Source organism: Ralstonia psammae, assembly GCF_958405935.1.
Taxonomy (GTDB): domain Bacteria; phylum Pseudomonadota; class Gammaproteobacteria; order Burkholderiales; family Burkholderiaceae; genus Ralstonia; species Ralstonia psammae.
This window is the reverse complement of sequence record NZ_CATZBU010000004.1, coordinates 162,498-175,541: the sequence shown is the minus strand read 5'-3', so window position 1 is coordinate 175,541 and position 13,044 is coordinate 162,498. Positions and strand designations below refer to the sequence as shown.

Annotated in this window: 11 protein-coding genes; 3 read left to right on the top strand and 8 right to left on the bottom strand. The window is 65.4% G+C overall.

The window, feature by feature from the left end:
- Positions 1-1,266: a serine hydrolase domain-containing protein gene (locus R2N16_RS10325; RefSeq protein WP_316665585.1), complete on the bottom strand. Its 1,266-nt coding sequence runs from the start codon at positions 1,264-1,266 to the stop codon at positions 1-3.
- A 185-nt stretch (positions 1,267-1,451) separates the two neighbouring features.
- Between R2N16_RS10325 and R2N16_RS10320 the strand changes: the two genes are divergently transcribed.
- Positions 1,452-2,369 carry a LysR family transcriptional regulator gene (locus R2N16_RS10320; protein ID WP_316665584.1) on the top strand — a complete coding sequence of 306 codons (918 nt, stop codon included), beginning with the start codon at positions 1,452-1,454 and terminating at the stop codon, positions 2,367-2,369.
- A gap of 9 nt (positions 2,370-2,378) precedes the next feature.
- Here R2N16_RS10320 and R2N16_RS10315 read toward each other — a convergent pair whose 3' ends face one another.
- Both R2N16_RS10315 and R2N16_RS10310 read right to left on the bottom strand, forming a co-directional pair.
- Positions 2,379-3,287, bottom strand: coding sequence for an alpha/beta fold hydrolase (locus R2N16_RS10315; RefSeq protein ID WP_316665583.1), 909 nt, complete (start codon positions 3,285-3,287; stop codon positions 2,379-2,381).
- Positions 3,288-3,462: 175 nt separating this feature from the next.
- On the bottom strand, positions 3,463-4,533 hold the full coding sequence (locus tag R2N16_RS10310) for an NAD(P)H-dependent flavin oxidoreductase (protein WP_316665582.1): 1,071 nt from the start codon (positions 4,531-4,533) through the stop codon (positions 3,463-3,465).
- A gap of 149 nt (positions 4,534-4,682) precedes the next feature.
- Between R2N16_RS10310 and R2N16_RS10305 the strand changes: the two genes are divergently transcribed.
- Together R2N16_RS10305 and R2N16_RS10300 are read left to right on the top strand one after the other, a co-directional pair.
- Positions 4,683-5,267 carry a CGNR zinc finger domain-containing protein gene (locus tag R2N16_RS10305; protein ID WP_316665581.1) on the top strand — a complete coding sequence of 195 codons (585 nt, stop codon included), beginning with the start codon at positions 4,683-4,685 and terminating at the stop codon, positions 5,265-5,267.
- Between the two features lie 116 nt (positions 5,268-5,383).
- Positions 5,384-6,148: an SDR family NAD(P)-dependent oxidoreductase gene (locus R2N16_RS10300; protein WP_316665580.1), complete on the top strand. Its 765-nt coding sequence runs from the start codon at positions 5,384-5,386 to the stop codon at positions 6,146-6,148.
- Positions 6,149-6,450: 302 nt separating this feature from the next.
- Here the strand turns inward: R2N16_RS10300 and R2N16_RS10295 are convergent, their stop codons facing one another.
- The 5 genes from R2N16_RS10295 to R2N16_RS10275 all read right to left on the bottom strand — a co-directional run bounded on the left by R2N16_RS10295 (position 6,451) and on the right by R2N16_RS10275 (position 13,033).
- The gene (locus tag R2N16_RS10295; protein WP_316665579.1) at positions 6,451-7,887 is read right to left on the bottom strand and encodes a M20/M25/M40 family metallo-hydrolase; all 1,437 of its coding nucleotides are present in this window, start codon (positions 7,885-7,887) and stop codon (positions 6,451-6,453) included.
- A gap of 191 nt (positions 7,888-8,078) precedes the next feature.
- On the bottom strand, positions 8,079-9,626 hold the full coding sequence (locus R2N16_RS10290) for a methyl-accepting chemotaxis protein (RefSeq protein ID WP_316665578.1): 1,548 nt from the start codon (positions 9,624-9,626) through the stop codon (positions 8,079-8,081).
- Between the two features lie 140 nt (positions 9,627-9,766).
- The gene (locus R2N16_RS10285; RefSeq protein WP_316665577.1) at positions 9,767-10,258 is read right to left on the bottom strand and encodes a GNAT family N-acetyltransferase; all 492 of its coding nucleotides are present in this window, start codon (positions 10,256-10,258) and stop codon (positions 9,767-9,769) included.
- A gap of 2 nt (positions 10,259-10,260) precedes the next feature.
- Positions 10,261-11,667 (bottom strand): alkaline phosphatase family protein, encoded by a 1,407-nt coding sequence (locus R2N16_RS10280; protein ID WP_316665576.1) that lies wholly within the window; start codon positions 11,665-11,667, stop codon positions 10,261-10,263.
- A 106-nt stretch (positions 11,668-11,773) separates the two neighbouring features.
- Positions 11,774-13,033 (bottom strand): MFS transporter, encoded by a 1,260-nt coding sequence (locus R2N16_RS10275; protein ID WP_316665575.1) that lies wholly within the window; start codon positions 13,031-13,033, stop codon positions 11,774-11,776.
- Positions 13,034-13,044 lie beyond the last annotated feature (11 nt).

The following is a 13,044-nucleotide window of genomic DNA, read 5'->3' as shown; positions in this document are numbered from 1 at the left end:
TCAACGCGCAGCGCCGCCCACGTCCGTGATCGCGCTATAGACGAGCGTGCGCAATTGCCGGCGCACTGGGTAGGCGGACGACGGCAGCACCTGGGTCAGGAACAGGCCGATGAGGTCTTCCTGCGGGTCCACCCAGAAGAAGGTCCCGGCCGCCCCGCCCCAGAAGAAATCGCCCGTGCTGCCGGGAATCAACGTGGCCGCCTGCGAGATCGTGGTCGCGAAGCCCAGCCCGAATCCGACGCCATCGTAGGCCGCCTCGCTGAACATCGAACGTGGCGACATGCTCGATATGTCGGCCCCGCCCGGCAAATGGTTGACGGTCATCAGCGCCAGCGTTTTCGGCGCCAGCAGGCGCACGCCTTCCAGCTCGCCGCCCTGCAGCAGCATGCGCGAAAAACGCAGGTAGTCCGCCGCGGTAGAAACCAAACCGCCGCCACCGGAAACAAAGCTGGGCGGCTTCAGGTAAGGGCTGGTGCGCGGATCATCCTGCAGGGCCGGCCCACGATCGGACACCACGTTCGAGCCAAGCGCCCCCACGGCATAGCACGCACAGAAGCGCGACGCTTTCTCCTGCGGCACATGGAAGGCCGTGTCGATCATGCCCAGCGGGTCGAAAATCCGCTCCTTCAGGAACGTCTCGAACGGCATGCCGCTGATCTTGCCGACGAGGTAGCCCAGCACGTCGGTGGAAACGGAGTAGTTCCACGCTTCGCCCGGCGAGAACTCCAGCGGCACGCTGGCCAGCTTCTCGATCATCTCGTCGAGCGTGCCATCGGTGGCGATATCGCCCAGCTTCAGCCGACGATACGCTGCATCGACATTGGTGTTCTGGTGGAAGCCATAGGTCAGGCCCGAGGTGTGACGCAGCAGGTCGACCATGCGCATCGGGCGTTTGACCGGGCGCGACTGGAAACCTTCCATGAAGCCGCCGGCGTGCACACCCAGGTGTTCCCACGCGGGGATGTATTTGCTCACCGGATCGTCCAGTGCGACCTTGCATTCCTCCACCAGCATCATGAACGCCACCGACGTGATCGGCTTCGTCATGGAGTAGATGCGGAAGATCGAATCTTCGGCCAGCGGCACCTGGCGCTCACGGTCGGCCAGGCCCAGCACGGAGTTCAAAGCCAGCTCGCCGCGCCGCCACACCTGGACGAGCGCGCCGGGCAGCTTGCCGGTTGCAATGTAGGCCTCATCGATGAAGCGCTCGACCCGTTCCAGCCGATCGCGGGACATCCCCTGCGTTTGCGTGCCCTGCCTGTCCATGCTCTCTCCTTGCATTGATGCCCCGCGCCAGGGGCGCAGGCTTGCCAGACTCCAATGCGGTCTACACGGTATTCCGATGCGTGCAGACCGGCCCAGCGACACTGTACAGCGCCGACCTTTGGCCGGCGAGCGTGTTCGGCCTGCGCCTATGCTTCAATGCGGTTCGACCGCAACCCCGTACCAACATGAAGCGCTTCGACGACCTGTACCTCTTCACGCGCGTAGTGGAAGCCGGTGGCTTTTCCGCCGCCGAGCGCGCCACGGGCATTCCCAAGTCACGGCTGAGCCGGCGCATTGCCGAGCTGGAGGTGCAGCTCGGCACGCGGCTGCTGCAGCGCTCAAGCCATCGCGTATCGGTGACGCCCGTTGGCGAGGCGGTGTATCGGCATGCGCGCGACATGGCCGATGCGTCGGCGGCCATTGAAGCGCTGGCCGGTGCGGCGCGCAGCGAACCGGCCGGCGTGCTGCGCGTCGGCACGTCGCCTTTGCTGGCGGAAACACTGGTGGCCGGTTGGCTCGCCGAATTTGCCGATGCGCATCCGAAGCTGCGCATCGAGCTGGACCTGTCCAACACGTACGTTGACCTGATCGAGCAGCGCATAGACGTGGCCATCCGCGCGGCCACGGGGCCGCTGCCCTCGCGCGATGTGGTGGCGCGGCATCTGGCTGTCTCGCCGCGCGTGCTGGTGGCCAGTCCCGCGTTGATTGCACGTGTGGGGGAACCCGACACGCCCGCCGCGCTGGAAGACTTCCCCTGCCTGGGGCAAGGCTCGCTCACACGCAGCCGCGATTGGGTATTGCAGGACACGCGTGGCCATCGGCTGGCGCTGCCGATTCGCCCGCGCTTTGCCAGCGACAACATCATCGCCCTGCGCGAAGCTGCCATCGCGGGTCTCGGCCTGGCCATCCTGCCGCAGCATTGCTGTCATGCGGCGCTTGCCAGTGGCGGCCTGCGTACCGTGCTGCCAGGCTGGACACCCGAGCCGGCCGACCTGCACGCACTCTATCCGTCGCGTGCAGGCGTGCCGCCTTCGGTGAAGGCGCTGGTGGCGTTCCTGCGCGAGCGCTTTGCCGCGGAAGCCACCATGCAACCGATGACTTGAACCCGCGCGTTACTTCATCACACGGCCGAGAAAGTCGAGCATGCGTGCGCCAATTTCCGCGTGGTGCGTCTCCAGCGCAAAGTGGCCGCTGTCGACAAAGTGCACCTCGGCATCCGGCAGGTCGCGCTGGAAGGCCTGCGCGCCGGGCGGAATGAAGATGGTGTCATTGCGTCCCCACACTGCCAGCAGCGGCGGGCGGTGCGCGCGGAAGTACGCGTGCAGCGCCGGATACAGCGCCACGTTGCTGGCGTAATCCAGGAACAGATCCATCTGGATGTCGAGCTGCCCCGGTCGGCTCAGGAAGTATTGATCGAGAAGATAGCCATCCGGCGCCACGCGCGTCGGGTCCGGCACGCCGTCCAGGTATTGCCACTGCGTCATCTCGTCCGAAACGATCGGATGCAGCGCGCGGCGATGCGCTTCGTCCGGGTTGTCCCAATAAGCCTTGATCGGCGCCCACGGACCTTCACCCAGCCCCTCCTCATAGCCATTGCCGTTCTGCGTGACGATGGCGCTGATGCGCTCCGGATGCGCCATCGCCAGGCGCCAGCCGACCGGCGCGCCGTAGTCGAACACGTAGATCGCGTACCGCGAGAGGCCAATCGCCCGCGTAAAGCCGTCCGCCACGCGCGCGAGGTTGTCGAAGGTGTAGCGGAAACCGCTCGGCACGTGCGTCAAGCCAAAGCCGGGAAAGTCTGGCGCCACCACGTGATAGCGCTCAGCCAACTGCGGGATCAGGTTGCGGAACATGTGCGACGCGCTCGGAAAGCCGTGCAGCAACAGCACGGCCGGCGCATCGGCTGGGCCCGCCTCCCGATAAAACACGCGCACGCCTTCGACCTCCACCGTGCGGTGGCGCACAGCAGTGGGGGCATACGCATCGACAACCAGATCAGCGGCTCGGGCAGGGGCGTTCATGGCAAGGCTCCGGAGAGGGTTTCGGGAATGGGCAGCGAAACCATCGTAACCTTTGAAATACTATTTTGCAAGTTACATGAAATTTTCCCATCGCTCGCATGCCGATTTGTGATGCCAAATAAAAACGGGCACGCCGTCTGGCGTGCCCGCGCGGGAAACGATGCAGCAGGAAAACTCAGGTGAGCCGTTCGAGCGCCTGCGCGGCGATGCGCCGCGTGATGGCTTCAGCCGAGTCTTCCGTGGCCAGCCGGCCGGCTTGGCCTGACCACAGGTTGATGAAATCGCCCGAGCCGGTCGGCTCCGTCTTGGCACGCAGCGGCGCCAATGCACCACCGGCCGTGGGGAAGGCCGGGGCCAATGGGCTCATCGGGCCGATCTCACGCATCAGCCGGTTGACGATGCCGCGCGCCGGGCGGCCGGTGAACAGATTGGTGAGTGCAGTGTCGGCATCGGTTGCCTGCTTGAGCGCCGCGCGATGGATGGCCGATGTCTTGGCCTCCGGCGACAGCATGTAGGCTGTGCCGATCTGCACCGCCGATGCCCCCAGCGCCAACGCCGCCACCACCCCACGCGCATCGCCAATGCCGCCGGCGGCAATGATCGGTACCTTCACCGCATCCGCCACCTGCGGCACCAGCGCGAACGTGCCGACCTGCGATTCGATCGTCTTGGCAAGGAACATGCCGCGATGGCCGCCCGCCTCGTTGCCCATGGCGATGATGGCGTCCACGCCGCGCGCTTCCAGCCAGCGCGCCTCTTCCACCGTGGTGGCGGCAGAGATGACCTTTGCCCCCGCGGCCTTCACGCGGGCCTGCAACCCCGGCGCCGGCAGACCGAAGTGGAAGCTCACCACCTCCGGCTTCAACTCCTCCACCAGCGCGCAGGTGGTCTCGTCAAACGGCGCGCGGTTTGCGGCCGGCGCTTGCGCGTTCAGGTCGATACCGAACTCTGCGTAGTACGGCGCCAGATGGGCACGCCATTTGGCATCCCGCTCGGGGTCCGGCTGCGGCGGCGTGTGGCAGAAGAAGTTCAGGTTGACGGGGCCGCGCACGGCCGCCCGGAACTGCTCGACCTGCTGGCGGATCTGCTCGACGCTGAGCATCGCGCAAGGCAGCGAGCCGAGGCCCCCGCCGCGCGCCACGGCAATCGCCAGCTCCACGCCGGCCACACCAGCCATCGGCCCCAACACGATGGGCACTTCGATATTGAACAACTCCAGCACGCGTGCATCGGGCCATGCGCTCATGATCATCTCCGGCAAGGAACTTGGTCGACACATGGTAATGCGGTGGCCTTTTCACCGGATGAATCCGGCAAGACGCGCATGCAACAAGTAACTGGAATAGCTCATTAAATTGGTTACAATTCCAATCATCCGCTTTCTCGCAGACCGCCATGCCCTCACCCGCTGCCGCTCCCACCGATGCGCCCCTGCTGATCGCCGACGATCCGGTGCTGGACATGCTCAACACCGTGGCCAACGTCAACGGCCAGCCGCACGATTTCTGGCAGAACGACATCGATGTCTCCGATTGGCTGGTGCGCGCCGGCTGGCTCGCTGAGCCGGTGGCAGGCCGCTATCCGCCTGGCGTGCTGCTGGCCGTGGCGCGGCACCTGCGCGAAGTGATTCGCACATTGGTGGAGGCACGCAAGACGGGCCGGGCGGCCAGCGCCGATGCGCTCAACGTGTTCCTGCGCCAGGCGCCGAGCCATCCGGTGTTGGTGTGGGAAAACGGCACCCCGCGTGTCGAGCGCCTGCGCCCAACGGATTCCGTCGAGCAATGTCTGGCGCCGCTGGCCGAAGCCGCCGCGCACCTGCTCGCCGAAGGCGATTTCCAGCTCGTGCGCGTGTGCGAACACCCCGAATGCACGCTATGGTTTTACGACCGCACCAAGTCGCACAAGCGCCGCTGGTGCAGCATGGCGGTCTGCGGCAACCGCCACAAGGTGGCCGAATACCGCAAGCGCCAGCAGGGCTGATCGCACCTTCGCTTGTTGCAATGCTGGAACGCCGCGTCGCGGGCAGGCCGGCTGCGCACATGCGGCCCAGTTCGTAATCTGTTCTCCCGAAACATTCGCCCCTTCAGGAGAACAGCATGTCTCAAACCCGATCCACACCCACACAACGCCTGGCACACCGCACGGCCATCGTGACCGGCGGGTCGCGCGGCATTGGCGCCGCCGTGGCGCAGCGGCTGGCCGCCGACGGCGCTCGCGTGGCCGTGGTCTATCGCAACAACGCCGCAGAAGCCGACGCCGTGGTCAACACCATCCGCAGCACCGGGGCACAAGCCATTGCCGTACAAGCCGACGTGAGCGACGCGTCGTCCGTCGACGCAATGGTGAGCACCGTGCGCGAGGCTTTCGGCGCCATCGACATCCTCGTCAACAACGCGGGCATTCTGGAAAACCAGCCGGTGGGCAGCATCGATCTCGCATCGTTCGACGCGCAGTTCCGCACCAATGCCTTCTCGACGATTCTCGTCACGCAAGCGGTGCTGCCGCATGTGCCGGCACGCGGGGGGCATATCGTGAACGTGTCGTCGAGCCTGGTGTACCGCCCACGCGCAGGGCTGGCAGTGTATGCAGCAAGCAAGGCCGCCGTCAGCGCCCTCACCCACGCGTTTGCCGTAGAACTGGGCGCGCGCAACATCACGGTCAACGCCGTGGCACCCGCGCTCACGCGCACCGACATGACCGCGCCGATTCCCGATGAAGTCAAGGCGCGCATGCGCGAATCGACACCGATGGGCCGGCTGGCAGAGCCGGACGACATCGCCGACGCCATCGCCTTCCTGGCCTCCGACGACGCCCGCTGGATCACCGGCCGCACCCTGATGACCGACGGCGGCTTCATCTAACAACCCGCTTCTCCTACGGACGCCGGGCCAAGACGCCACCCCAGATATACAGATGGTGTGGCCGTACCCTGCCCTAGATGGCGCCTTGGATTTTTGTCGCGGGGAGGAAAAAGAGGGGAGGCTGTCTGAGCGCAGCGAGTTTGCCTCCCCTCCCTCCCCGTGACGAAAATCCAAGGGGAAGTCGCCATCTCGGGCGCGCCTTTCTTTGCTTACCTTTCTTTGGCAAGACAAAGAAAGTAAGTCGGCCCCGCGAGGGGCCGAAACCCACCAAAAACCAGCACGATCAAGCCGCGCCCAACAATTTACTCAGCCAACTGCTTCACAAGCCGATACAGAAACTCCCGCCCGTCATACAAGCGCGCGATCTCGATACGCTCGTCCAGCCCATGCGTGCGTAGGTCAGCCGGCTCGGTAAACAACCCCGACACGCCATACATCGGAATGCCGGCATTGCGCATGAAGCGGCTGTCGGTCGCGCCCGTGCTCATGGCGGGGATGACCGGCACATTCCACATCTGCTGCGTCAGCGCCTCCACCGTCTTCACCAAATCGCCATTGAGCGGCGACGCGGGGCTCGCGAGCGGCTTGTTGACGTAGCGCACGCTGATCTTCTCGTTGCCGATCACCTGCTTCAACTGGCGATCGATATCGGCCGGATCATCATGCGGCAGGATGCGGCAATTGACGGTCGCCTTGGCCGACTGCGGCAACGCGTTCTCGGCATGGCCGGCATTGACCATGGTCGCCACGCACGTGGTGCGCAACTGCGCGTTGTAGAACGGAATGGCCGAAAGCCGATCGATCGCGGCCTGGTCCGGCTTGCCGGTGCCCACCGAGCGCATGTCGTCTGCCAGTTGCCCCGTGGCCAGCGGCGCACTGCGTGCGAAGTAGGTCTGCGTCACGTCGGCCAGCTTGACGGGAAACTGATACGCCCCCAGCCGATCCAGCGCGGCTGACAACGCATAGATCGGGTTCGTCTTCGTCGGCACCGAGCTGTGGCCGCCCACGTCGCGCACTTCCAGCTCGTACGTCGTGTACATCTTCTCGGCGACCTGAATGCGGTGGAGCACCGGCTTGCCGTTGCGCAGTTCCCCACCGCCGCCTTCGTTGATGCCAAACTCGGCCTTCACCAGCTCGGGCTTGTTGTTGACGATCCAGTACGCGCCGTTGGTCGGCACGTCGCCGCGTTCTTCGTCAGTGGTCAACGCCAGGATGATGTCGCGCGATGGCTTGAAGCCCTCCTGTTTGAGCTGCCCCAGCACCGACACGAAGGCCGAGGCCATCGCCTTGTCGTCAATCGCGCCGCGCGCGGTGAAGTAGCCGTCGGTCTCCTGCAGCTTGAAGGGGTCGGTCTTCCAGTCTTCGCGCTTGGCCTCCACCACGTCAATGTGGGCAAGCAGCAGCATCGGCTTCTTGGCGCCGCTGCCCTTGAAGCGCAGCACCAGATTGCCCTTTTTCGGGAAGGGCTCGAGCACCTGCATGTCGGCGGCGGCAAAACCTGCATCGCGCAGGCGCTTTTCCATAGCATGCGCAGCCTTGGTGGTGTCACCGGCCGAATGCGTCGTGTTGATCTCGACCAGCTCTTTGTAGATGTCGTGGTAGCGCTGCTGCTCGGGCGTGAGCGTGACGGGCGCGGGCTTGCTGGCAGGGATGGTCTGAGCGAACGCGCCGGCGCTGCAGGCCAACACGGCCGCAGACACCAAGGCCCGAACGGGAACACGACGACACTGGAAACGCATGACACCTCCGGATAATCCTGATGGGAACCGGCTCATGGTCCGTAGCGGGCGGCTCGAGGGGCGTAGCAGAACCATGAGCGGACGCTGAATGCTCCGCATAAAACAAAGCGGGGCCGACCCGAAGGCCGACCCCGCAGTGTAGCGCCGCGGCAGCCAGTTAGCTGCCGGGGCAACCCATCAGGAATCGTGCGTTACATCGCCACGCGGAACACCGCCACAGCGCGGCGCAGTTCGTTCGCCTGTTCTTCCAGCGCCTGCGCAGCGGCAGCAGCCTGCTCGACCAGCGCTGCGTTCTGCTGCGTCACGTCGTCCATCTGCGTGACGGCTTGGTTGATCTGCTCGATGCCGGTGCTTTGCTCGGCCGAGCCCGCGCTGATCTCGCCCATGATGTCGGTCACGCGCTTCACGGCCACGACGATCTCTTCCATCGTCTTGCCCGCGCGCGCCACGAGCGTCGAGCCCGATTCCACCCGCGTGGCCGAGTCTTCGATCAACGATTTGATTTCCTTGGCGGCACCCGCGCTGCGCTGCGCCAGCGTGCGCACTTCACCGGCCACCACGGCAAAACCGCGGCCCTGTTCACCGGCACGCGCGGCTTCCACCGCTGCGTTCAGCGCCAGGATGTTGGTCTGAAATGCAATACCTTCGATCACGGCGATGATGTCGGTGATCTTGCGCGACGACTCGCTGATCTCGCCCATGGTGGTCACCACGTCCTGCACCACGGCACCGCCCTGCACGGCAATCTCGGAGGCGCTCACCGCCAGCGTGCTCGCCTGACGCGCGTTGTCGGCGTTCTGCTTCACGATGCTCGTCAACTCTTCCATGCTCGATGCGGTCTCTTCCAGCGAGCTGGCCTGCTCTTCCGTGCGCTGCGACAGATTGGTGTTGCCCGCGGCAATCTGCTGCGTGGCCGAGGCGATCGACTCGCTACCGCGACGCACCGTCACCACGGTTTCCTTCAGCTTGGCTTGCATCTGCTGCAGGCCCTCCATCAGCAGGCCCATCTCGTCACGCGAGTGGATGCGCACGTCGGTGGTGAGGTTGCCGCCCGATATCTCATGGAAGTGCACCAACATCTCTTCGAGCGGGCGCGAAATGGCGCGCGACAGCACGAAATAGCAACCGGCGGCCAGCACCAGCCCGATGGCAATCACGATGCCGAAAGTCCACAGCAGCCCGCTGAAGAACGACTGCGATGCCGCGTAGCCAGCCGAGGACACTTCCTCCTGGATCGCATTGAGGCGATCGGACTGCTCCGCATAGGTGCGGAACTGCGTCGGGATTTTTTCCAGCGCGAGCACGCGCGCGGCATCCTTGTCGCCACGGCGGAGTGCATCGATTGCGCCACCGATCCCTTCCTTGATGATGAGGCTGCGCTGCTTCCCGGCCTCGCCCGCGATGCGCTCTTCCTCAGGCGTCGAGAACGGCAGGGCCAGATAGTCCTTCCACGCTTTCTCGCTGTTCTGAATCTGCACTGCGACGCGGCCAAGCGCATCTGCGCTCTTGGCGTTATCGGGGTCGAAGATGGCGCGGTCCAGCGCGGTGCGTGCCTGCGCAAGCTTGGATTCGGCCTGGCCCAGAGCGCGCGTGGACGGAAGGTTATTGGAGAAGGTTTCCTTGAGCGCCGCGTTGGAGCGCAGGTTGCCGACCAATCCCAGCACGCCGACACCCGTCAGGAATACAGCCAGAACAAACAGCACCAGCGCCAGCCGTGCCTTGATGGAGAGCGTCTTCATATCTGTCGTGCGAAGTTGGGGAGCGTGAAGTGGTTCCTCTGAGGGAACTGAATTCAGCAAAACTAACGACAGATCCTCAACAATCTTTAACTACATTACGAGGGTTTCCCCGAAGAACAACGCCCGGTGCGACTCTTGGCTCACGCCTGCATGCGCACCATCAACGCGTTGTTCAGCGGCACGCCGCGCACCGTCACGGTCTGCCGCGCGACCACTTCAAACCCGTTGCGGGCAAAGAAGGGCTCGGCGCTCAGACTCACATGCGCTTGTACACGCGGCACGTCGCCCTGCGCGGCCACCCCGAGGATGTGACCCATGAGTTGTTGACCGATGCCTCGCCGCGCGTGCGTGCCTGATACAAAGAAGTGATCGATATAGCCGGTGGCCTGCAAATCGGCATAAGCGACGGGCCGCCCGTCGAGTTCAGCCACGAAAGGCTGGATGCGGCGGATGCGCTGATCCCACTGGGCAACGTCGTAGCGGGTGGGGGCCCAGGCTTCGCATTGCTCGGGGCTGTATTGACCGGCGGCCAGCCCATGCACGGCGGAATGGAAGATCGCGTGCAAGAGCGGCTCGTCTCCGGGTCGGAAGGCGCGGATGACAACGGGCGCGTGCTGAAGCGGTGCGTTCATGATCATTGCCCCGCGTGTGGCAAGTCCATCGACGCCAGCACATCCTTGATGTGCTGCGCTGCCTGCTGGGCATTTTGCGCGGCGGGCACGGGCGGCTGTTGATCGGTCGACAAGTTGCGCACGTGGTCGTCAATGCTGATGCCGGTGCCCAGCGGCGCCAACATCGCCGCGGATTCGTGCATTGCCCATTGAAAGTCGTTGAGCGGCGCGTTGCGGGCGGCCTGCAACCCGGCCGGATTCGCTGCCATGGCACGGGCGACGACGGGCTCGCGGTTGTCGTCAGGCGCACTCAGCTCCAGCACCTGGCCAAGGTCAGGCGCACCGGCATCGCGGGCGGTAAGCGGCGTCCGGATGTCATACCGCACGCGCAGCGTCTTGATGATGGCGGTGTGGTCGTACGGTTGCGCCGCGGTCGAGCGGAAAATCGTTCCCTTGGGAATCCACGGCGACACCACCACCGCCGGCACGCGCACGCCCAGCCGGTCGAACGCGAAAAGCTGCCCCGGCTGCGGCGGGCTGGGCGGCACCACGGCGGGCGGAGGCACGTGGTCGAAACAGCCACCGTGCTCGTCGAAGGTAATGACCAGCATGGTCTGATGCCACTTCGGCGAACTGCGCAGCGCGTTGTACACCTGCGCGACGAGCGCATCGCCGTAGCCGACGTCGTGCGGCGGGTGCATATCGTTGGGCCAGTCCAGATCGGCAAAGTAGCGGGGCTCGATAAAGCTGTACGAGGGCAGCTTGCCGTTGGACGCATCGTCGAGAAAATCGTCGAACAGGTGGAAGTGGTCCAGATGCAGCCACAGCCGCGTGAGCGTGAGCGACTGCGCAAAGTCATGGTAATAGACGGCCCAATCGTCGGGCGCCACGCCTTCGAGCGCGTTGAACAGCGTCGGCATCAAGTACGGAAAGTGGACCGGCGAGTTGTTCGGATAACCGTGCGCGGTGCCGGTGTGCACGAAGAACCGGTTGGGCCACGTCTGGCACGGCGCCGAGGCAAACCACGCATCGCACACGGCGTAATTGCGCGCCAGCGTGCTGAGCGCAGGCACCTGGTCGGGCGTGAAAAAATGCATGATGTCGCGCGGGTCGCCACCGTTCTTGGCGTAGTTGGTGGTGAAACCCTGCATGCTGGGCGTCTGCCCCAGCGGCATCTGCTGGCCGAAGAGCTGCTGGTTGATGTCGGTGAAAAGCTCGCCCGGGTCGGGGTTGGGCAGCGTCATCACGTTGGGCGGCGCGGGGGTCGTCCACACGCGGATCGGCTGGCCGCCGCCATCGGGGTTGGTCTCTTCGCCCGACAGACCGTCGAACTCCGCGCTCTTTGGATACAGCGTGCCGAACAGGTTGTCGAACGACCGGTTCTCCAACATCAGCACGACCACGTGCTCGATGACGCCCAAGCCTGCCATGGTGGCCCCCTCGTTTCGTTGCGTTGCTTCGTTTTACGGGGCCGTACAGGGCGGCGCCCTGCGGGTCACTATAGAAAAGAAACAAGGGGATTGGCATTGCGCGCGCCTACGGACGTACCGCGGGCAGCACACGCCACGCAATCAGCGCGCTGCTCGCCGCCACCAGCCACACCACGGGCCATGACGACCACGCCAGCACCTGGGGCAGGCACAGCGACGTGAGCCCGAGCGCCGCAAACGCGCCCGTGTTGCCCAGACCCAGCGCCGTGCCGGCCCGCTGCGCACCGGCCAGCGTGGCCAGCTCGGTATAGCCCACGCCATGCCACGCCGATACGCAGATGCCGCCCGCCACCACGGCCGCGACCAACGCAACACGCATGACCGACATATCGATCGACAGCGCCGACGTCATCCACGCCACGCCGGCCAGCGCGACGAACAGTGCGGCGCTCAATTGGGCGCACGCGAGCAGATAGGCCCGGCGATTGCCGTGGCGGTCGGTCCAGCGACCGCTCCACACGCGCATGACTGCCGCCCCGCCCTGCACCGCCGCCATGGTCAGGCTGAGCGTGAGCACGCTGGCGTGCGCAAAGTCGCGCAGGAACACCGTAGCGAAAGCGACGACCGCCCCTTGCGGCACACACAGCAGTCCAATGGCCAGGGCCATGCGCCACAGCGTCGGATCGCGCAGCGGCCCCGTGCCCGCTGGCGCGGCGGTCTTGGCAACCGCACCCACCGTATCCGGCGCGTCATGCACCCACAGCCATGTCAGCGCCGCAGTCAACACACACGCCGCCGCCAACACGCCATAGACAGCAGCAAACCCGGCGTGCGCGGCGAGGCTCGGCAGCACCAGCGCGCCAATACCGCCGCCCAGCGGTACGGCGGTCTGGCGGATACTCATGGCCAGCCCGCGCTCACCTTCGCGAAACCAGCCCATGACCGCGCGGCCGCTCGATCCGTTCACGCTGCCGCCCAGCAGGCCGACGCTCAGCATGCCGCCCACCAGCCATGCCAACGGCGGCACGTTGCCATGCAGCGGCGCCACGCAGCACGCCATCACGAACAGCGCCAGCCCGGTCAGGCCGAGCCCCGTCAGCAGCACCGTCCGATCACCCCAGCGGTCGGTCAGCAAGCCCCAGGGCAACTCGCTGATGGCGATGCCCAGCCCCAGCGCGCCCAGCGCCACGCCCAGTTCGGCATTGCCCAGGTGATACGCCGAGCGGATGAACACGGCGGTCGTCGGGATTCCCGAGAACGCTGCCGAAAAACTCGCATTGGCCGCCACACCCACGCCCAGCACCTTCCAGCGGTGATGGCGCGACATGGGGGTCGAAGTGGCCGGCAAGCACGTCGCGGTTGTCATGATCGTCTCTC